This window comes from Affinirhizobium capsici (genome assembly GCF_977018625.1).
Window position 1 is genome coordinate 160,520 of sequence record NZ_CDRNXD010000005.1, and the last position, 17,867, is coordinate 178,386.

Annotated in this window: 16 protein-coding genes and 1 pseudogene; 12 read left to right on the forward strand and 5 right to left on the reverse strand. The window is 56.2% G+C overall.

What is annotated here, in order from left to right; all coding sequences use genetic code 11:
• Positions 1-40 precede the first annotated feature (40 nt).
• The gene (locus tag AC0JZ1_RS16875; RefSeq protein WP_471883612.1) at positions 41-796 is read right to left on the reverse strand and encodes an IclR family transcriptional regulator; all 756 of its coding nucleotides are present in this window, start codon (positions 794-796) and stop codon (positions 41-43) included.
• A 125-nt stretch (positions 797-921) separates the two neighbouring features.
• Between AC0JZ1_RS16875 and AC0JZ1_RS16880 the strand changes: the two genes are divergently transcribed.
• The 3 genes from AC0JZ1_RS16880 to pcaF are packed head-to-tail and all read left to right on the forward strand — an operon-like array spanning position 922 to position 3,533.
• Positions 922-1,629 carry a 3-oxoacid CoA-transferase subunit A gene (locus AC0JZ1_RS16880; RefSeq protein ID WP_471883613.1) on the forward strand — a complete coding sequence of 236 codons (708 nt, stop codon included), beginning with the start codon at positions 922-924 and terminating at the stop codon, positions 1,627-1,629.
• On the forward strand, positions 1,626-2,315 hold the full coding sequence (locus AC0JZ1_RS16885) for a CoA transferase subunit B (protein WP_471883614.1): 690 nt from the start codon (positions 1,626-1,628) through the stop codon (positions 2,313-2,315). The genes AC0JZ1_RS16880 and AC0JZ1_RS16885 overlap by 4 nt, the downstream gene beginning before the upstream one ends.
• Positions 2,316-2,327: 12 nt before the next feature.
• Positions 2,328-3,533 (forward strand): 3-oxoadipyl-CoA thiolase, encoded by a 1,206-nt coding sequence (gene pcaF / locus AC0JZ1_RS16890; protein WP_471883615.1) that lies wholly within the window; start codon positions 2,328-2,330, stop codon positions 3,531-3,533.
• A gap of 1 nt (position 3,534) precedes the next feature.
• On the opposite strand, the pseudogene AC0JZ1_RS16895 reads toward pcaF, so the two are convergent.
• The 4 genes and pseudogenes from AC0JZ1_RS16895 to AC0JZ1_RS16910 form a co-directional block, all read right to left on the reverse strand.
• Positions 3,535-5,058, reverse strand: a pseudogene (locus AC0JZ1_RS16895) (S10 family peptidase).
• A gap of 60 nt (positions 5,059-5,118) precedes the next feature.
• On the reverse strand, positions 5,119-5,277 hold the full coding sequence (locus tag AC0JZ1_RS16900; RefSeq protein ID WP_471883616.1) for a YqaE/Pmp3 family membrane protein: 159 nt from the start codon (positions 5,275-5,277) through the stop codon (positions 5,119-5,121).
• Positions 5,278-5,335: 58 nt separating this feature from the next.
• On the reverse strand, positions 5,336-6,388 hold the full coding sequence (locus AC0JZ1_RS16905; protein WP_471883617.1) for a Gfo/Idh/MocA family protein: 1,053 nt from the start codon (positions 6,386-6,388) through the stop codon (positions 5,336-5,338).
• Positions 6,385-7,371, reverse strand: a complete 987-nt coding sequence (locus AC0JZ1_RS16910; protein WP_471883618.1) for an MDR/zinc-dependent alcohol dehydrogenase-like family protein — start codon at positions 7,369-7,371, stop codon at positions 6,385-6,387. The genes AC0JZ1_RS16905 and AC0JZ1_RS16910 overlap by 4 nt, the downstream gene beginning before the upstream one ends.
• Positions 7,372-7,614: 243 nt before the next feature.
• Here AC0JZ1_RS16910 and AC0JZ1_RS16915 point away from each other — a divergent pair, with 243 nt between their 5' ends.
• The 9 genes from AC0JZ1_RS16915 to AC0JZ1_RS16955 are packed head-to-tail and all read left to right on the forward strand — an operon-like array spanning position 7,615 to position 17,864.
• Positions 7,615-8,724 carry an NAD-dependent epimerase/dehydratase family protein gene (locus tag AC0JZ1_RS16915; RefSeq protein WP_471883619.1) on the forward strand — a complete coding sequence of 370 codons (1,110 nt, stop codon included), beginning with the start codon at positions 7,615-7,617 and terminating at the stop codon, positions 8,722-8,724.
• Positions 8,721-10,748, forward strand: a complete 2,028-nt coding sequence (locus tag AC0JZ1_RS16920) for an NAD-dependent epimerase/dehydratase family protein (RefSeq protein WP_471883620.1) — start codon at positions 8,721-8,723, stop codon at positions 10,746-10,748. The genes AC0JZ1_RS16915 and AC0JZ1_RS16920 overlap by 4 nt, the downstream gene beginning before the upstream one ends.
• Positions 10,749-10,777: 29 nt before the next feature.
• The gene (locus AC0JZ1_RS16925; protein WP_471883621.1) at positions 10,778-11,851 is read left to right on the forward strand and encodes a glycosyltransferase family 4 protein; all 1,074 of its coding nucleotides are present in this window, start codon (positions 10,778-10,780) and stop codon (positions 11,849-11,851) included.
• A gap of 2 nt (positions 11,852-11,853) precedes the next feature.
• On the forward strand, positions 11,854-12,984 hold the full coding sequence (locus tag AC0JZ1_RS16930; protein ID WP_471883622.1) for a CgeB family protein: 1,131 nt from the start codon (positions 11,854-11,856) through the stop codon (positions 12,982-12,984).
• Positions 12,981-14,069, forward strand: a complete 1,089-nt coding sequence (locus tag AC0JZ1_RS16935; RefSeq protein WP_471883623.1) for a CgeB family protein — start codon at positions 12,981-12,983, stop codon at positions 14,067-14,069. Before AC0JZ1_RS16930 ends, AC0JZ1_RS16935 begins: the two co-directional genes overlap by 4 nt.
• Positions 14,069-15,187 carry a CgeB family protein gene (locus tag AC0JZ1_RS16940; RefSeq protein ID WP_471883717.1) on the forward strand — a complete coding sequence of 373 codons (1,119 nt, stop codon included), beginning with the start codon at positions 14,069-14,071 and terminating at the stop codon, positions 15,185-15,187. The genes AC0JZ1_RS16935 and AC0JZ1_RS16940 overlap by 1 nt, the downstream gene beginning before the upstream one ends.
• A gap of 16 nt (positions 15,188-15,203) precedes the next feature.
• On the forward strand, positions 15,204-16,250 hold the full coding sequence (locus AC0JZ1_RS16945) for a UDP-glucuronic acid decarboxylase family protein (protein ID WP_471883624.1): 1,047 nt from the start codon (positions 15,204-15,206) through the stop codon (positions 16,248-16,250).
• Positions 16,250-17,017 carry a TIGR04290 family methyltransferase gene (locus tag AC0JZ1_RS16950; RefSeq protein WP_471883625.1) on the forward strand — a complete coding sequence of 256 codons (768 nt, stop codon included), beginning with the start codon at positions 16,250-16,252 and terminating at the stop codon, positions 17,015-17,017. Before AC0JZ1_RS16945 ends, AC0JZ1_RS16950 begins: the two co-directional genes overlap by 1 nt.
• A complete protein-coding gene (locus AC0JZ1_RS16955) occupies positions 16,974-17,864 on the forward strand; it encodes a TIGR02587 family membrane protein (protein WP_471883626.1) in 891 nt (296 codons plus the stop codon). The genes AC0JZ1_RS16950 and AC0JZ1_RS16955 overlap by 44 nt, the downstream gene beginning before the upstream one ends.
• The last annotated feature ends 3 nt before the right edge of the window (positions 17,865-17,867 follow it).

Consider the following 17,867-nt stretch of genomic DNA (forward strand, 5'->3'; position numbering starts at 1 on the left):
ATTTCGACTGCAGATGCAAGCCTCATGCTGTCCCGACTATTTAGCGCAATAGCGGGCGAAGCTGTTTAGCCACCGACTGGAGAGGTGTGAGAAAGCGAGCCGCAAGCTCAGAGGCTGGCATCTGTGCTGCAGGCGCACCGATATTGAGTGCGGCGACCGTTCTGCCCCGCGCATCCACCAGTGGCACAGCGATGGAACAAAGCCCAAGCTCCAGTTCCTGATCGATGACCGCATAGCCGAGTGCACGAACCCGGGAAAGTTCCGCCATAATCTCCTCAATGCCCACCTTGGTGAAAGGCGTCGTCTTCTCGCGCACGCTACCCTCAATCAACCGGCGCGCATCGCTCTCCGGCAAGGACGCCAGCAACACCCGTCCCATCGATGCGCAGTAGGCGGGCAAGCGGCTACCCGGCATCAAGTTGATTGACATGACACGTCGCTGCGAGGCGCGGGCCACATAGACGATCTCACGTCCATCCAGAACACTGAGGGAGGCACTTTGCCCCACGTCCTCCGACAGGCGGTCCAGAATAGGCTGCACGATTTGCGGTAGTGGCGTCGCAGAGAGATAACTATGGCCGAGCCGCAGAATTTTAGGCGTCAGTGAAAAGAACTTGCCGTCGTAATCAGCATAGCCAAGCTCCGCCAAAGTCAGCAGGCACCGCCGCGCCGTGGCTCGGTCGAGTCCAGTCGATTTTGCAACATCAGCAATCGAGAGTCGCGGCTGAGCCTCGGCAAATGCCTCGATCACGCGAAGCCCCTTTGCAAAACCACCCATAAAATCTGTTTCAGCCATAAGTCCCCTCACCTACAAATTTTGTGCGTTATTCGAACAAATGTCAATTATCGCACAAATGCGTTGACCCTTTTTGCACGGAAGCGCTTATTGACCGTATCGAATGTCATTGGGAGAGACTGTAGATGGATAAGACCATCAAGAGCGCTGCAGAGGCCGTCTCCGCAATCGGAGACGGCTCCACCGTGATGATTGGTGGATTTGGCGGTTCCGGCGCGCCGATAGAACTCATTCACGCATTGATTGATCACGGCCCAAGGAACCTCACCGTCATCAACAACAATGCCGGGAATGGCCGGATCGGCATTGCCGCGATGATCGATGCAGGCATGGTTCGCAGGATGATTTGCTCCTTTCCGCGGTCTTCCGATCCACGTGCATTCACAGATCGTTATCTGGCAGGTGAAATCGAGCTTGAGCTCGTGCCGCAAGGCACATTGGCCGAACGCATTCGCGCAGGCGGCTCCGGCATTCCAGCTTTCTACACACCCACGGGTTACGGTACCGAACTTGCAGAAGGTAAAGTCATCGCAGAATTCGATGGCCGCCACTATGTGCAGGAACGCTGGCTGAAAGCGGATTTTGCGATCGTTAAAGCTCATCTAGGCGATACTTACGGCAACCTGACCTACAACAAGGCAGGCCGCAATTTTAACCCGCTGATGTGCATGGCCGCAAAAACGACGATTGCACAAGTTTCGCACATCGTGCCGGCCGGGAAAATCGATCCCGAGCAGGTTGTAACGCCCGGCATTTTCGTCAACGGCGTCGTCGAAATTAGCAATCCGCAGCAGGAAGAAGAGCTCATTCGAGCCGGAGTGGCCTACGCATGACAGTCAACACTCGTGAAGACATCAAGCTTTCCAACGCGCAGATTGCATGGCGGGCCGCACAGGACATTGAGGACGGTGCCTATGTGAACCTCGGCATCGGCTTCCCGGAAATGGTCGCCCGCTTTCAGCCTCCAGGCAGACAAGCGATATTCCACACGGAAAACGGCATCCTGAATTTCGGTGAGGCTCCGGCAGAGGGTGAAGAAGACTGGGACCTGATCAATGCAGGCAAGAAGGCAGTGACGCTGAAGCCGGGGGCGGCCTTTTTCCACCATGCGGATAGTTTTGCCATGGTGCGCGGCGGGCATCTGGATGTTGCAATCCTCGGTGCCTATCAGGTGGCCCAGAATGGCGATCTCGCCAATTGGCGGGTCGGCTCCAAAGGGGTGCCCGCCGTCGGTGGTGCTATGGATTTGGTTCACGGTGCCAAGCAGGTCTTCGTCATAACTGAACATGTGACAAAGGACGGCAAGCCGAAACTGGTGGAAGCCTGCACGTTCCCGCTCACCGGGGTCGGCTGCATCACACGAGTCTATACCAGCCACGCTGTCATCGATATCAAGGACAAGCGCTTCGTAGTTCGTGAAATGCTGGTGGATATGACCCTTGAGGAATTGCAAGCCATGACCGGCGCACCGCTGCACACGGAAGGCGAAGTGGCGGCGCTTGCCGTCCCGAAGCTCTAAAGGAAAAGTTTGATGACCGATGCCTATATCTGCGATTACATTCGCACACCGATTGGACGCTTCGGCGGCGCACTTTCCAGCGTCCGTGCCGATGATCTGGGAGCAATCCCGCTCAAGGCGCTGATGCGTCGAAACAGCAATATTGACTGGGAAGCCGTTGACGATGTGATTTTCGGGTGCGCCAACCAGGCTGGAGAAGACAACCGCAATGTTGCCCGCATGTCTCTTTTGCTGGCAGGGCTGCCCGTCAGTGTGACGGGCACCACGATCAACCGTCTTTGCGGTTCAGGTATGGATGCCGTGATCGCCGCCGCGCGGGCCATCAAGTCCGGTGAAGCAGATCTGATGATTGCGGGTGGCGTGGAAAGCATGAGCCGCGCGCCCTTCGTCATGCCAAAGGCGGAAACCGCGTTTTCCCGCAGCGCCGAAATCTACGATACGACGATCGGCTGGCGCTTCATCAATCCGCTGATGAAGAAACAGTACGGTGTGGATTCCATGCCGGAAACCGGCGAAAATGTTGCGGCAGATTTCAAGATCAGCCGTGAGGAGCAGGATGCCTTCGCCCTGCGCAGCCAGAACAAGGCAGCGGAAGCGCAAGGCAATGGGCGACTGGAACTGGAAATCGAGCCCGTTACCATTCCGCAGCGGAAAGGTGATCCGGTTGTGGTATCGAAGGATGAGCATCCTCGGGCGACCACGCTTGAAGCACTCGCCAAACTGCCAACCCCTTTCAAGAAGGAAGGTGGAACGGTAACAGCAGGCAACGCATCCGGCGTCAATGATGGGGCAGCCGCGCTCATCATCGCCTCGGAAGCTGCGGCAAAGAAGCATGGCCTTGCTCCGATCGCTCGCATTGTCGGCGGGGCAACAGCTGGCGTGGAACCCCGCATCATGGGGTTTGGGCCTGCACCCGCGTCTCATAAGCTTCTCAAGCGGCTTGGGCTCACCCAGCAGCAGATAGATGTGATTGAGTTGAACGAGGCTTTTGCCTCCCAGGGAATTGCGACCCTGCGCGATCTGGGCATTGCTGACGACGATCCCCGCGTCAACCGCAATGGCGGTGCAATCGCCTTGGGTCATCCACTAGGAATGTCCGGCGCCCGCATCACCGGCACAGCCGCTTTGGAGCTACAAAAGACTGGCGGACGATATTCTCTGTCCACCATGTGCATTGGCGTGGGCCAGGGCATTTCCGTGGTTCTGGAGCGAGTTTGAACTATCTCGGCTCGTAAAAGATCTTGGCGTCCTGATACATAGCCTTACGCTCACCGTCGCGGGTGTAGAACATATGCCCGCCACGATAGAGTTTGAGCGAAGTCCTTCCTTTGCTCAGCGTTTCGGGAATGTGGTCGATGACGTAACGGCTTGCTCCGTACGGCGTCAGGATATCGCTATAGCCATGCACGACCAGAAGGCGGAATGACGGGATTGTCGAGAGCAAATCACGAAGATCGGTGGAAATACTGGCGGACATTCGCCCCTCGCTACCGCGATTACCATTCCATTCCCACTTGCGGTTCACCTCCTCATTTAAAAGCGAGTAGGTCATTTCCGTCTTGAAGCCGAGATCCTGGCGGGCATAGCTCGCGAATGCGGCAGCGTATGCCCGTGTGTAGCCCTCCAGAACCGGGTCATCATTGCGGCTATAGCTTGCTTCGGGGTATGCGTCGGGCACAGAGACCCCTGCATCATAAGGGCTTACGATCCGCCCGGCCCCTGCGGCCTGCTTTGCATAAGCACTACCGACAAAGCCTCCGGCCTGGCGCACTGTTTCAACGTTCAGCCCGGTCATCTCACTCAAACGGCTGTAAAACGTAGCTGCTGCCTGCCCTTCGGTTGGGGGATCGACCAGTCCTGGAAGAAATTCACGCAATGCAAATGCTTCGGCATCGGTCACAGCCTGATCGGTGAACTTGCCGCTGCGTTCCAGGTGCGCAGAAACAAGCGAAGGAAGTTGCAGGGCAGCGGCAAGCGGGTCATCATCGCCTTGAAACACGAAGCGACCTTCCATCAGGGGTGATACCATGATGATGCCCTTAGTCAGCATTCCTTGATTATTCTTCAGCGCCAGTGCCACCTTCGGTGCGCGAAAGCCACCATAGCTCTCACCCAGAAGATATTTCGGCGCATCCAGCAATCGATGTTCGAGAACATAAAGCGAGACCGCCTTAGCCAGTGACTCCGCATCCTGGCGAACGCCATAAAAGCGTGAAGCAGCCTCCTCGTTGACGGCACGGCTCCATCCCGTTCCAACCGGATCGATCAGCACCAAATCCGTAAACTGAAGCCAACTTTCGGGATTATCCTCAAGCCTTGGTTCTGTTCCGTCTTCATTTGCACCGGTAAAGGGCAGAATTTTCGGCCCGACAAGCCCCAAATGCAGATAGGCGGAAGCAGCCCCTGGACCGCCATTAAAAGCGAACGTGACGGGACGATCGGGCTTACGATCTTTTGCGCGATAGGCAGTGTAGAAAATTTTGGCTGTAACTTATCCATCCTGTCCACGCAGTGAAAGGGTCCCAGCTGTAGCCGTATAAAGGAGCGGCCCAGTCTCCGTTTGCAGACTATGCTCTGAAACGGAATCGGCAGGTAGAAGTGCCAAAATGCCAGTTTCTGCGGGCGAGGATTTATCAGAGGTAGAAGTTTGATCGGACTCTGCATGAGCAGGCGTCATCGCTATCAGAGCCAAAGTCAAACCGGAAAAGATAAAATGCTTCATGAAAGCCTCCCGCACTCTCAACCTAGTTAGGACAGGTGAGAGGGCGGGAAAAGCTGATCTTTAATCAAAATCGCGTTGGCGCTACTTCTTCACGATAACCCAGATCGCGTGAATGATGCCCGGCACATAGCCGCAGATCGTCAAAAGCAGGTTCAGCCAGAAATGCAGCCCAAGGCCTACCTGCAGGAAAACGCCGAGCGGCGGAACAAGGATAGCAAGAAGAATACGAATGACGTCCACAGTAGCAACCTCGAATGGTGTTTAATCCGGCCCTTAACGCGAAGACAGCCTGATTGGTTCACACAGTAGATAGTGAGGTGGGAGTGTATCTGCCATAGATCCGATCCAGAACCTCGGCCACATCTGCCAGACGTTCCGCATCCGGGTCGAAGCACGGATTGAGGGCGAGCTGCCTTGCCCAGTCGGCTGCGGCCCTGCCACCCCATTCATCTGGAGGAGCAACCAGTTCCTCTCTAGCAGTTCCCCGGAAGAGGTCAGCGCGAAAATCATAGAAGGAACCGTCAACATTGCGCATGCTTGCGCCACCGCCTGTGCCATAGAAGTCAGCGGAGATCACAGCATCCTGACCGGCAGGCAATCGCCATGAACAAGCCAAGCGAATGACGGCTCCACTCTCCAGCTTGAGCGTTGCAACCGCGTAATCCTCGATCTTGTCGCTCTCGCCACCAATTGGCAGTCCACCGCTCATCAGATGGCTTTCCACCTCGAGGACCGGCGGAAATCCAAGCGACCAGAGTGCGGCATCGACCAGATGAACGCCCAGATCCATTACACAACCGCCGCCCGATTGTGCCTTATCGTAGAACCAGGGCTTGTCCGGCCCATAGGCATTATGAAAAACGAGATCGACCGCGAAAACCTCCCCCAAGGTGCCGGCAGTGATTTGTTCTCTCACCTTTTGCAGAGCTTCCGTGAAACGATAGGACAGGTCTACAGCCAGTAATCGATCAGCAGTACGTGCCGCTTGAATGACCTCGGACACTTCCGCAGCTGTACGACCAAGAGGCTTTTGGCAAAACACCGCCTTGCCGCTTTGCAGGACGCGTATCGATTGTTCGGCATGAAGCGCACTGGGTGTGGCGATGACGACCCCATCCAGATCCAGGGACAGAAGTGCATCTAGATCAGCTACTTGCACAGCATTGGGTGCTAGCGTGAGTGCCTCGGCCATCATGTCCGGATGAGGCTCCGCGATAGCTGCAGCCTGCGCCACGCCCGTTTGCAGGATGGCATTCATGCGATGTCTACCAATCCAGCCCACTCCAAGAAACCCTAGGCGAACCGGGCGGGATGCAGCTAGCAATTCGGATTGCTTGATCACTTCGTTCATTTGTAGACCACCAAAGCCTTGAGGAAACCATCGGGGCGATCGCGGGTTGCGTTGAGAGCATCGCCTAGATCTTCAATCGCGAAGTGGTGAGTGTAGAGCGCTGAAGGGTCCAGCCTGCCACTGGCTACGGCATAGATGGCTTCCCGGATACCGTGAACATAAACCTCTGGGTCTCGCTCGTGCGCATTGATGACATCCAGCCCACGCCAGTTCCATAGCTGCATATTGATTTGTCGCGGACCATCCTGATGATAGCCGGCAATGACAAGGCGGCCTCTTTCTCGCGTCAGTTCAGCGGCTAAATCAAGTGGCCATTGTTTTCCAACAGCCTCGATGACCCGGTCGCAGAACTGGCCGTCGGTCAGCGACCTGACCTCCTCGATAATCTTCCAGTGGTCCTCCATCGGGATCATCTCATCGGCCCCCATGCGACCGGCAAGTTCCAGCGAGAAAGGACGTCGCGAAATCGCGATCACGCGCGCACCTGCTTCTTTCGCAAGCTGGATTAACAACGCGCCCAGAAACCCTACACCAATGATAGCGACAGTCTGGTCTGCAGAAATTTCTGCGCGCTTGAAAATATTCATGGCACAGCCAAGCGGCTCACCGGGAAAGGGAATTCCATCGAGTTCTGGGGGAAGCTTCACCACAGCATTCTGCAGTGCAATATCGTGACTCGCATACGCATTATAGGAGAGCGCCGCCACCCGATCGCCAATTGCGAGATTAGAGACTTCGGCACCCACGGCATCGATCACACCCCAACCTTCATGACCAAGGCCACCCGGCTCCGTTGGAAATTGCATCCAATCGGGGCCAGACCAAGGAACGAGGTTGGAAGCGCAGACCCCACAGCCTTCCAGCTTTATGCGCACCTGCCCTGGCCCCGGCTCTGGGAGAGGTAATTGCTGCACTTCGATGCGGCCAGCACCGGTCATGATCGCAGCTTTCATAAGACTAGTTCGCGTGTCCAAGGTATCCATTCCACCGCCTTTTTTGGTTGCTCACGCAAGATCACATGATCTCACGCAACGGCGAACCAGAGAGAAGGGTCAGAGTTCCTGAAGAAGAAGACATTCTTGAAGTCATTCAAGATGTCACTGAGGAAGATGCTGGCGCTAACACCCTCAGGAAAAAAGCGAATTTCATAATTGGAACTATCGCAATTTCCCATTGTTCAGCCGGTCGAAAGCTTCATCTTCCCTCTAACGAACAGGTGAACTCCCTTGGTTCAGAAGGTACTCGTCACAGGCGGCTGTGGATTTATCGGTCGCTACGTCACGCAGGAATTGCTCTCCCACGGCTATCAGGTCCGCATTCTCGATTCACTGATCGAGCAGGTGCACGGCGATACGTCTCCGCCCGTTCCTCAAGGCGTCGAATTTATCCATGCCGATGTGTGCGACAAGCCCAAGGTGGAAGAAGCACTCGAAGGCGTAGACATGGTGGTGCATCTGGCAGCCGAAGTGGGCGTTGGCCAATCCATGTATGAAATTGCCCGCTATGTGGGCGCGAACGATCTCGGTACCGCCGTCCTGCTTGAAGCAATGATCGGCAGACCGATCAAGCGCATCGTGGTTGCATCTTCCATGAGCGTCTATGGCGAGGGCCTGTATCGCGACCAGAATGGCAACCGTCTTGGCCAAGTGCGCCGCAAGACAGACCGTATCAAGGCAGGTCATTGGGAGCCGCTGGGGCCGAACGGAGAAAGCCTTACGCCCGAGCCAACGGATGAGGAAAAGCCAGTCGATCTCGCCTCCATCTATGCGCTAACGAAATATCAGCAAGAAAAGTCCGTTCTCATCTTCGGCGAAGCCTATGGCATTGATGCAGTGGCCCTGCGCCTCTTCAATGTTTTCGGGCCCGGACAAGCACTGTCCAACCCTTATACAGGCGTATTGGCGAATTTTGCCTCGCGCATCGCAAACCGCGAACGTCCCATGATTTTCGAGGACGGAGAGCAGCGTCGCGATTTCGTGCATGTGCGTGATGTAGCGCGAGGTTTTCGTCTGGCTCTCGAAAAAGCCAACGCCGCAGGTCATGTCATCAATATCGGCAGTGGCCAATCCTATTCCGTCGCGCAGGTCGCCTCTCTCCTGGCCGATGCAATGGGCTCTCCTGAGCTTGGACCAGATATCCTGAACAAGTCGCGATCCGGCGATATTCGCAACTGCTTTGCCGACATCTCCAAAGCACATGAATTGCTGGGCTTTGAGCCACAGTACAGGCTGGAAGACATGCTCGGCGAACTTGCAGACTGGGTACGCGGCGTAGGGGCTGTAGACCGGGGCGCACAGATGCGGGCTGAGTTGGAGCAGCGGGGCTTGGTTTCATGATGCAGAATAATACGGCATCAGAAAAACAGTTCGGATTTGTGGAGTGGTTTCGACCGGGTGAGTTCGAGCGTACGGAGCGCATTTTTCCGGACATTCTGGCCAGTGGGGCCAGCTATTTGCGAACGCATTTGTCCTGGGCGGAATATCTGGCACCGGGCGGTGAGGAATGGTTCGACTGGCTGATCCCGAAGCTCGGTGCGGAAATCGACCTTCTGCCTTGCATCCATTACACGCCGCCCTCTCTCTCGCGCACGGGACGCAGCAATGGTGCGCCTGTCGTTCTGAAAGATTACGCGGATTTCGTCGATCACATACTCAGCCGCTATGGCAAGCATTTTCGCTCCATCGAGCTTTGGAACGAACCCAACAACCTTCTGGATTGGGATTGGCGGGAAGATCCGGAGTTCAACCTGTTCTGTGAAATGATCGGTGGAGCAGCCTATTGGGCCAAGCATCGGGGCTGGAGCCCTGTGTTGGGCGGCCCTTGCCCTTTTGATCCGCTCTGGCTGGATCAGATGGGTGAGCGCGGTATTCTATCGGTTGTCGATGCTGTCGGTTTCCATGGTTTCCCCGGCACCTGGGATAGCGAAGAAGGCTCCTGGGGCGGTTGGGATATGCATCTTGGCGAGATGCGCAGCATCATCAACCGACACAACCCTGCTGCCGAAATCTGGATTACCGAAACCGGCTATTCTACATGGCGAAGCGATGAAATGGAGCAGGCGCGCCGTTTCATGAAGGCGCTCCAGGTGCCAGCCGACAGGATGTTCTGGTATTCCTGGGCCGATGTACCGCCGAATGTCGCGGTGCAGGAAGGTTATTGGTTCGATCCGCGCCATTATCATCTCGGAGCTGTCACGCACGACAACCAGCCGAAATTGCTGGCTCGCCTATTGCTGGAAGGCGGGGTCGAGCGCTTGGCACAGGTGACACGTCTTGCTGTACCGCACGTGGCGACGGGAGCAGCACCCATCGTCATTACAGGCGGCAGCGGCTTTATTGGCAGTAATTTGGCGGAAAGCTATCTGGCCGATGGCGAGGATGTCATTATTCTCGACAATTTAAGCCGTCCCGGCGTCGACCAGAACCTGGCGTGGCTTACAGAGCGACATAAGAACCGGGTGCACCCTGTGCTGGCTGATGTGCGCGACCTGCGGGGCATCGAAGATGCTTTCAAGGATGCCAAAGCAGTCTTTCATCTGGCTGCACAGACAGCCGTAACGACCAGTCTCTCCTCGCCTCTGGATGATTTCGAAGCCAATGCGCGCGGCACAATCAATGTGCTGGAAGCTGTGCGGAAGGCGCGCCACAAGGCACCGGTGATTTTTGCCAGCACCAACAAAGTTTATGGCGCGCTGGACGACCTGGAGATGATTGCTGGCGATGATCGCTACGTGCCTGCAGATCTGCATGTTCGCGAACATGGCATTGGCGAAAGCAGGCCTCTCGATTTTTGCACGCCCTATGGCTGTTCAAAAGGCGTGGCCGATCAATATGTGCTGGATTACGCGAAGTCCTTCGACATTCCCACCGCCGTTCTTCGCATGAGCTGCATTTACGGACCAAGACAGTTCGGCACTGAAGATCAGGGCTGGGTTGCGCATTTTCTCATCCGTGCTTTGTCCGGGCAACCAATCAGCGTTTATGGTGACGGAAAGCAGGTTCGCGATATCCTGCATGTGGATGATGCCGTCGCTGCCTACCGCACGGTTCACGCCAATATCGCCAATGTGCGCGGTAAAGTGTTCAATCTCGGCGGCGGACCGGAAAATTGCGTCAGCATTCTTCAGGTTCTTCGTGAGATTGAGAGGCTCACAGGCCAAAAGATCGATCTGTCGTTCGGGGAATGGCGCGCAGGAGATCAATTCTATTTTGTCGCGGATACGCGAAATCTTCAGGAACGACTGGGGTGGCAGCCGCGAATTCGCTGGAAGAGCGGGCTGAACCACCTTTCGGATTGGCTGCTGGAACATCGGTTCGGGCGAAACCTTTCGCAGGCAGCCGGTGCGAGGGCTAGCGCATGATGCTGCCAACACAGTGCCGGAAAATCTTGATGACGGTAGACGCAGTCGGCGGTGTCTGGCGCTACGCGATGGATCTTGCCAGCGCTTTGAAGTCGCTTGGCACGGAAACCGTTTTCTTGGGCTTTGGGCCGGCTCCTGACGAAAGAAAACGGCAAGAGGTTGAGCAGATTGGTAAGCTGCTGTGGAGTGATGCGCCTCTCGATTGGTTGGTGAGTGACCGCAGCCAGCTTGATCGGGTCTCACCGGCCATTGCTCAGGCGGCGGCGGATGAGGGTGTCGATCTCGTCCATCTCAACCTTCCCTCGCAAGCGGCAAACCTTGAGATTTCGATACCCGTTCTCACTGTTGCTCACTCCTGTGTCGTCACGTGGTTTGCAGCTGTTCGCGGTCACGCCGTGCCGCAAGATTGGGCATGGCAGAGGGACATCAACTGGCAAGGCTTTGAGCGCTCCGATGCTGTGGTAGCCCCAAGCCGTGGATTTGCAGCGCTTCTCCAGCAAGCCTACGGAAGGGCTCTCGACGTCCAGGTTATTCACAACGCCAGCCCGCTCGCGGAGCAATTCCCACCAAAAGAGGAGTTCGTTTTTGCCGCTGCACGCTGGTGGGATGATGGGAAAAACGGCACCCTACTTGATAGGGTAGCCAATCAACAGGCTTGGCCTTTGCGCATGGCGGGGCCGGCATCCAGCCCAAACGGCAACAGAGTGACCCTCCAGCATGCGCAGCATTTGGGTGAGCTTGATTACCCCTCAACGCTAGCCTTGATGGAGAATGCTGCCATTTTCGTTTCACCATCGCTTTACGAACCTTTCGGACTGGCGACGCTGGAAGCAGCACGCATGCGGTGTGCGCTCGTGCTGGCAGATATTCCGGTTTATCGTGAACTTTGGGACGGCTGCGCGCTCTTTGCCAACCCACACGACGAACAGGCATTCAGCGATGCAATTTTGCGTCTGATCTGCGATCCGATACTTCGCTTGGAGCTTTCTACGAAAGCGCAAGCAGCTTCCCGCCGATACTCATCTCAGGCGCAGGCAGCAGCCATGAATGCGCTGTATCAGCAGCTGATCCCCCATCCTTTTGTCACCGCAGCCGCGGAGTAATCATGAAGTTTCTCTTTTATACGCACTCGCTTTTATCCGATTGGAACCACGGAAACGCACATTTTCTGCGCGGCATCATGCGTGATCTCATTAGACGAGGCCACGATGCGCAGGCGCTCGAACCGGCCCATGCCTGGAGTCGGGAAAATCTGCTGAAGGATCAAGGCCAGGGAGCGCTGGAGGGGTTTGCCCGCTCCTTCCCGGAGTTGAAATCCAGCGTTTACGATGAGACCTTTGATCACGAGGCAGCTGTCACGAAAGCCGATGTCGTGATCGTCCATGAATGGACGGAGCCGTCTTTGGTCGCCAGGATCGGAAAAGCGCGGCTGAATGGTGGTGCCTTCACCCTGATTTTCCACGATACGCACCATCGTGCGGTCTCGGCTGAAGGCGATATCGCAGGTCTCGATCTCAGCGGTTACGACCTTGTGCTCGCTTTCGGAGAAACGCTTCGCGAGCGCTACCTTTCTGCCGGATGGGGACGTCAGGTGTTTACTTGGCACGAAGCTGCGGACGACTCGATATTTCATCCAATGCCGAATGTCGAAAAAACCGGTGACCTCATCTGGATTGGCAATTGGGGCGATGGTGAGCGCACGGCTGAAATTACCGAGTTCCTTGTCGATCCCGTGAGGGAGCTGAAACTAGAAGCCACTGTGCGCGGGGTTCGTTACCCGGAGACCGCCCTTCAAAGATTGCAGGACGCCGGAATCAATTATGGAGGTTGGATCGCTAATGCCGAGGCGCCAAAAGCCTTCGCGCAGCACAAGATGACCGTACACATTCCCCGCCGTCCTTACATCGAGCATCTACCCGGTATTCCGACCATACGCGTGTTTGAAGCCCTTGCCTGCGGAATTACATTGATTTCGGCTCCATGGAGAGATGTGGAACAACTTTTCCGGCCGGGGCGAGATTTCCTCATGGTGAATACTGGCGATGCCATGAAGACAGCAATGACGAAGCTGCTGTCCGAGCCCGAGCACGCAAAGGAACTGGCTGCATCCGGTCTGGAGACGATCAGGGCACGCCATACCTGCCGTCACCGCGTCGACGAGCTTTTGTCGATCCTATCAACACATGCCTCGCTTCCTGTTCGTAACGCCCTCAAGCCTGCGGAGGCCGCGGAATGAAAATTGCATTTTACGGTTCAAGCCTCGTATCAGCCTATTGGAACGGTGCCGCCACCTATTATCGGGGCCTTCTTCGGGCGCTGAGCGCCAAAGGCTACGACATCACCTTCTACGAGCCGGATGTGTATGACCGGCAGAAGAACCGCGACATCGATCCGCCGGACTGGTGCAAGGTCGTGGTCTATGACGGTACGGTAGAAGCGCTGGAAAGCGTGACACGGCAGGCAGCCGAGGCTGACATTGTTGTCAAAGCAAGCGGTGTCGGCTTTGAAGACAACCTGCTGTTGTCCAGGCTTCTGCACTATGCCCGGTCGGACGCACTGAAGATCTTCTGGGATGTCGATGCTCCCGCAACACTTGCGGAAATCCGCTCCGCGCCTGAACATCATCTCCGCCAGGCATTGCCTGCGCTCAACCTCGTGTTGACTTATGGCGGTGGCGATCCTGTGATCAATGCCTATCGCTCGCTCGGCGCACGCGATTGCATCCCGGTTTACAATGCTCTCGATCCGCAAACGCATCATCCCGTGCCCGCCAATCCGGCATTTCAAGCCGATCTCGGCTTTCTGGGTAATCGCCTGCCAGACCGCGAGTCTCGTGTCGAACATTTCTTCCTCCAGCCTGCGGCGCAAGCGGGAAGCCAGCAGTTCATGCTGGGGGGATCTGGCTGGGAAGATAAGGCCATGGCCGCCAACATCCGGCGGATCGGGCATGTGTCGACCCGCGACCACAATGCCTTCAACTGCACGCCAAAGGCCGTCTTGAACATCTCTCGTGAAAGCATGGCTTCCAACGGCTTTTCGCCGGCCACACGCGTCTTCGAAGCCGCAGGCGCGGGCGCATGCCTGATCACCGATTTCTGGGAAGGGATCGACCTCTTCCTAAAGCCGGATGAGGAAGTGCTCGTCGCGCGGGACGGACAAGATGTTGCGGACATTATGAATACTCTGACGCGAGCGCGTGCACGCGAGATCGGCCAGCGAGCGCTAGCCCGCGTGCTGGCAGAACATACCTATGATCACCGCGCGGCAGAGGCCGACCTCATTTTTCGCAACCATGCCGAAAAGCGGGAGGCGGCAGAATGATGCAGCGACCACTCAATATCGTCATCCTGGGCCTTACGCTCTCCTCATCCTGGGGTAATGGCCATGCAACGACATTCCGTGCCTTGCTTCGCGGGCTCAAAGCCGAGGGGCATCATGTACTCTTTCTGGAACGGGATGTGCCTTGGTACGCAAACAGCCGCGATCTTCAAAACCCCGATTTTTGCGAACTCGCCTACTACAATAGCATTGACGATGTGCTGACCCAGTACCAAGACCGGCTCACCCAGGCGGATGCCGTCATTGTCGGCTCCTATGTACCGGAGGGCGTCAAACTCATAGACGCTTTGAATAAAGTCGCATTGAAGAGGCTCTGCTTCTACGACATCGACACCCCAGTCACGCTTGCCAAGCTGAAACGGGGGGATGAGGAATATCTCGCTGCTCGGCAGATCCGCAGTTTCGATGCCTACTTCTCCTTCACCGGGGGACCCACGCTTGAACATCTGAGGCAGGAATATGGGGTCCCTCTGAGTTTTCCGCTTTTTTGCTCCGTCGATGCCAATCGGTATCAGCCGACAGGAGAAGCGAAACAGTGGGATCTTGGCTATCTCGGCACCTATAGCGACGACAGGCAACCGACACTGGAACGCCTGCTACTCGAACCGGCGAGAAGGCTGCCGCATTTGCGGTTCGTGGTTGCTGGACCGCAATATCCCGACACGATTGACTGGCCCGCGAATGTCGAGCGGCTTGAACATGTCGGACCGGCAGAACATCCAAGCTTTTACAGCCGGCAACGCTTCACACTCAATGTAACGCGCGCCGATATGATCGCCGCCGGCTGGTCTCCGAGCGTACGGCTGTTTGAGGCGGCAGCGTGTGGAACTCCCATCATCAGCGATGCCTGGGATGGCTTGAGCGATCTGCTGCCGGACGGTGAAGCTATAACGATTGCCCGCACGACCGAAGATGTCGTCTCGGCACTGACCGATCTCACAGATATGCAGCGGGCAGCTATGGCCACAGTAGCAAGGTCCATTGTGCTTCAGCATCACACGGGCGACGCCCGCGCCAGGGAACTGGTTACCGACAATGCCAAAATCGATCAACGCCAGGCCGAAGGGGCACGGGCAGATCGCCACAGAATTTCAGCATGAGGAAGAGGAGCCAACAATGCTGCAGCAGATAGAACGCGGAACGAAGAAGACTGTTCTGGTGGCGGGAGGAGCTGGCTTTGTCGGCTCGCATCTTTGCGATGCCCTGCTCGGCAGGGGTCATCGCGTCATCTGCGTCGACAACTACCTGACGGGCTCTGAGCACAATATCCGCCCTCTGATGAACCATCCGCTTTTCCGAATGGTGGAGCGCGATATCTGCTCGGTTGAGGATCTCGGCGAGAAGATCGACGAAATCTACAATCTGGCATGTGCCGCCTCCCCTCCCCAATACCAAGCCGATCCGGTTCACACCATGATGACCTGTGTAGTCGGCACCGGCAATCTTCTCGCGATGGCGGAGCGAAACGATGCATCCTTCCTCCAGGCTTCGACAAGCGAAGTCTATGGTGATCCGGAGGTTCATCCCCAGCAGGAAGATTATCGCGGCAGCGTCAATTGCACCGGACCTCGTGCCTGCTACGACGAAGGCAAGCGTGCGGCGGAGGCTCTGTGCTTCGATATGCTGCGAGCGGAACGTGTCGATGCGCGCGTCGTGCGCATCTTCAACACCTATGGCCCTCGGATGCAGCCAGATGATGGCCGCATCGTTTCGAATCTGATCGTTCAGGCCCTCAGCGGTGCACCTCTTACAATCTACGGCACGGGCGAGCAAACGCGCTCGTTCTGCTTTGTCAGCGATCTGGTCTCAGGCCTCATCAAGCTGATGGAGGTCACTCCCAATCCTGGCGTACCGGTCAATATCGGCAATCCGGGCGAGTTCACCATCAACGAGCTCGCTGAAATGGTTCTGGCCATGGTGCCGACGCGGTCGGAACTCGTTTACAAGCCACTGCCGAAGGATGACCCACAACGTCGCAGACCAGACATCTCTCGTGCACAGGCGGTTCTGGGCTGGGAGCCAAAGGTTCCACTGGCGGAGGGATTGCGTCAGACCATCGATTTTTTTGCCAGCACGATTGCGCCACATAAACCTCAGCGCACCAAGCCAACCCCACAGACGGCTAAAAGAGGCATGAATGGCGTGGCAGCCGGAGCATCCTGATGGACCAAGGGCATCGTGATTCAGCAGGAATTAGAGGCCGCATAGCGGAACTTGGCCCGTGGTTTCAAAACATGGTCATCGGTGGCGTCGAAACGGCACCGGACCACTTTCTGGGTGATTATCCCGCCTTCAAGTGGAAGGGATTTGCCCATGTGATTCCAGAGGATTTGCAAGGAAAGAGCGTTCTGGACGTGGGGTGCAATGCGGGTTTCTATTCCTTCGAAATGAAAAGGCGCAATGCTGGGCGGGTACTTGGTATCGATACCGATGATCGGTATCTGTCCCAAGCCCGGTTCGCGGCAGAGCAGAACGGCCTGGATGTCGAGTTCAGGAAAATGTCGGTTTACGAGATGCCCGCATTGAAAGAGCGGTTCGACCTCGTGATCTTCATGGGCGTGCTCTATCATCTACGCCATCCTCTTCTGGCTCTCGATCTCCTTTGGGAACATGTCGTAGGCGAACGAATGCTGTTCCAATGTCTTCAACGAGGAGACGAACGGACGCCTCAGCTTGCGGAGAACTACGATTTTTCCGAGTGGGCTCTTTTCGATCGACCAGACTACCCTAAACTTTTCTTCGTAGAGGAAAGATATGCCTCTGACCCCACCAATTGGTTCATACCCAATACCGCTGCCATGGAGGCAATGTTGCGAACATCCGGCTTCAAAATAGTCGAACATCCCGAACGGGAAGTCTACCTCTTGGAGCGGTGCAGCAGACATTATGCAGTGGAACCCGCCCCGCTGGGATATCATGGTCACGATTGAAGCCAGCGCTGATCAACAGCAGAAGCAAAATCGAGAATTTGTGGTTGGGCTTCTGCGCGGTTCTGCTGGAGCGCTTATTTTCGGCATACCGATGCTGATGACCATGGAGCTTTGGTTCCTGGGGTTCTACATGGAGCGGGGACGGCTCTTGCTTCTCATGCTTCTTAATCTGCCTATGCTGATAGTTGTGGCCCATCGAATTGGGTTTGAACACACTTCGACATGGAAGGAGGCTGTGCGGGATGCCTTCATTGCCTATGCGCTGGGGATTTTAACGAGCGCTATCATTCTTCTTGTCCTTGGCGTACTGGCGGTTGACCAGTCTCCACGTGAATTGCTGGGAAAAATTGCGATTCAAGCTGTGCCTGCAAGCCTGGGGGCCATGTTGGGTCGCAGCCAGTTAGGCGGCCAGCAGGAAGACGATGATGACGACGACGCGTCCGAAGAACTTTCGACGGGTTATGGAGGGGAGCTTTTCCTCATGGCTGTCGGCGCTCTCTTTCTCAACCTGAACATCGCGCCGACGGAAGAGATTATCGCAATCTCCTTCAAGATGAGCTTTTGGCACAGCCTTACCGTGGTCGTGCTTTCCATCATGCTCATGCATGCCTTCGTTTATGCGGTGGCCTTTCGCGGCACACATCAGCTCACACCCAACATGCCAATGTGGCACGCGCTGGTTCGCTTCACTCTGCCAGGTTACGTGGTCACCTCCATCATCAGCCTCTATGTATTGTGGACCTTTGGGCGGCTGGATGATGTCTCCTTTACTCAGGCTATGATGTTCATGATCGTGCTAAATTTTCCCGGCGCCATCGGTGCCGCCGCGGCGCGTTTGATATTGTAAGGT

What these genes read in the sequence shown, in the direction of transcription:
- AC0JZ1_RS16875 (WP_471883612.1), bottom strand. Translation starts at nt 796, where the DNA reads ATGGCTGAAACAGATTTTATGGGTGGTTTTGCAAAGGGGCTTCGCGTG.
- AC0JZ1_RS16880 (WP_471883613.1), top strand. Translation starts at nt 922, where the DNA reads ATGGATAAGACCATCAAGAGCGCTGCAGAGGCCGTCTCCGCAATCGGA.
- AC0JZ1_RS16885 (WP_471883614.1), top strand. Translation starts at nt 1,626, where the DNA reads ATGACAGTCAACACTCGTGAAGACATCAAGCTTTCCAACGCGCAGATT.
- pcaF (WP_471883615.1), top strand. Translation starts at nt 2,328, where the DNA reads ATGACCGATGCCTATATCTGCGATTACATTCGCACACCGATTGGACGC.
- AC0JZ1_RS16905 (WP_471883617.1), bottom strand. Translation starts at nt 6,388, where the DNA reads ATGAACGAAGTGATCAAGCAATCCGAATTGCTAGCTGCATCCCGCCCG.
- AC0JZ1_RS16910 (WP_471883618.1), bottom strand. Translation starts at nt 7,371, where the DNA reads ATGGATACCTTGGACACGCGAACTAGTCTTATGAAAGCTGCGATCATG.
- AC0JZ1_RS16920 (WP_471883620.1), top strand. Translation starts at nt 8,721, where the DNA reads ATGATGCAGAATAATACGGCATCAGAAAAACAGTTCGGATTTGTGGAG.
- AC0JZ1_RS16925 (WP_471883621.1), top strand. Translation starts at nt 10,778, where the DNA reads ATGACGGTAGACGCAGTCGGCGGTGTCTGGCGCTACGCGATGGATCTT.
- AC0JZ1_RS16930 (WP_471883622.1), top strand. Translation starts at nt 11,854, where the DNA reads ATGAAGTTTCTCTTTTATACGCACTCGCTTTTATCCGATTGGAACCAC.
- AC0JZ1_RS16935 (WP_471883623.1), top strand. Translation starts at nt 12,981, where the DNA reads ATGAAAATTGCATTTTACGGTTCAAGCCTCGTATCAGCCTATTGGAAC.
- AC0JZ1_RS16940 (WP_471883717.1), top strand. Translation starts at nt 14,069, where the DNA reads ATGCAGCGACCACTCAATATCGTCATCCTGGGCCTTACGCTCTCCTCA.
- AC0JZ1_RS16945 (WP_471883624.1), top strand. Translation starts at nt 15,204, where the DNA reads ATGCTGCAGCAGATAGAACGCGGAACGAAGAAGACTGTTCTGGTGGCG.
- AC0JZ1_RS16950 (WP_471883625.1), top strand. Translation starts at nt 16,250, where the DNA reads ATGGACCAAGGGCATCGTGATTCAGCAGGAATTAGAGGCCGCATAGCG.
- AC0JZ1_RS16955 (WP_471883626.1), top strand. Translation starts at nt 16,974, where the DNA reads ATGCAGTGGAACCCGCCCCGCTGGGATATCATGGTCACGATTGAAGCC.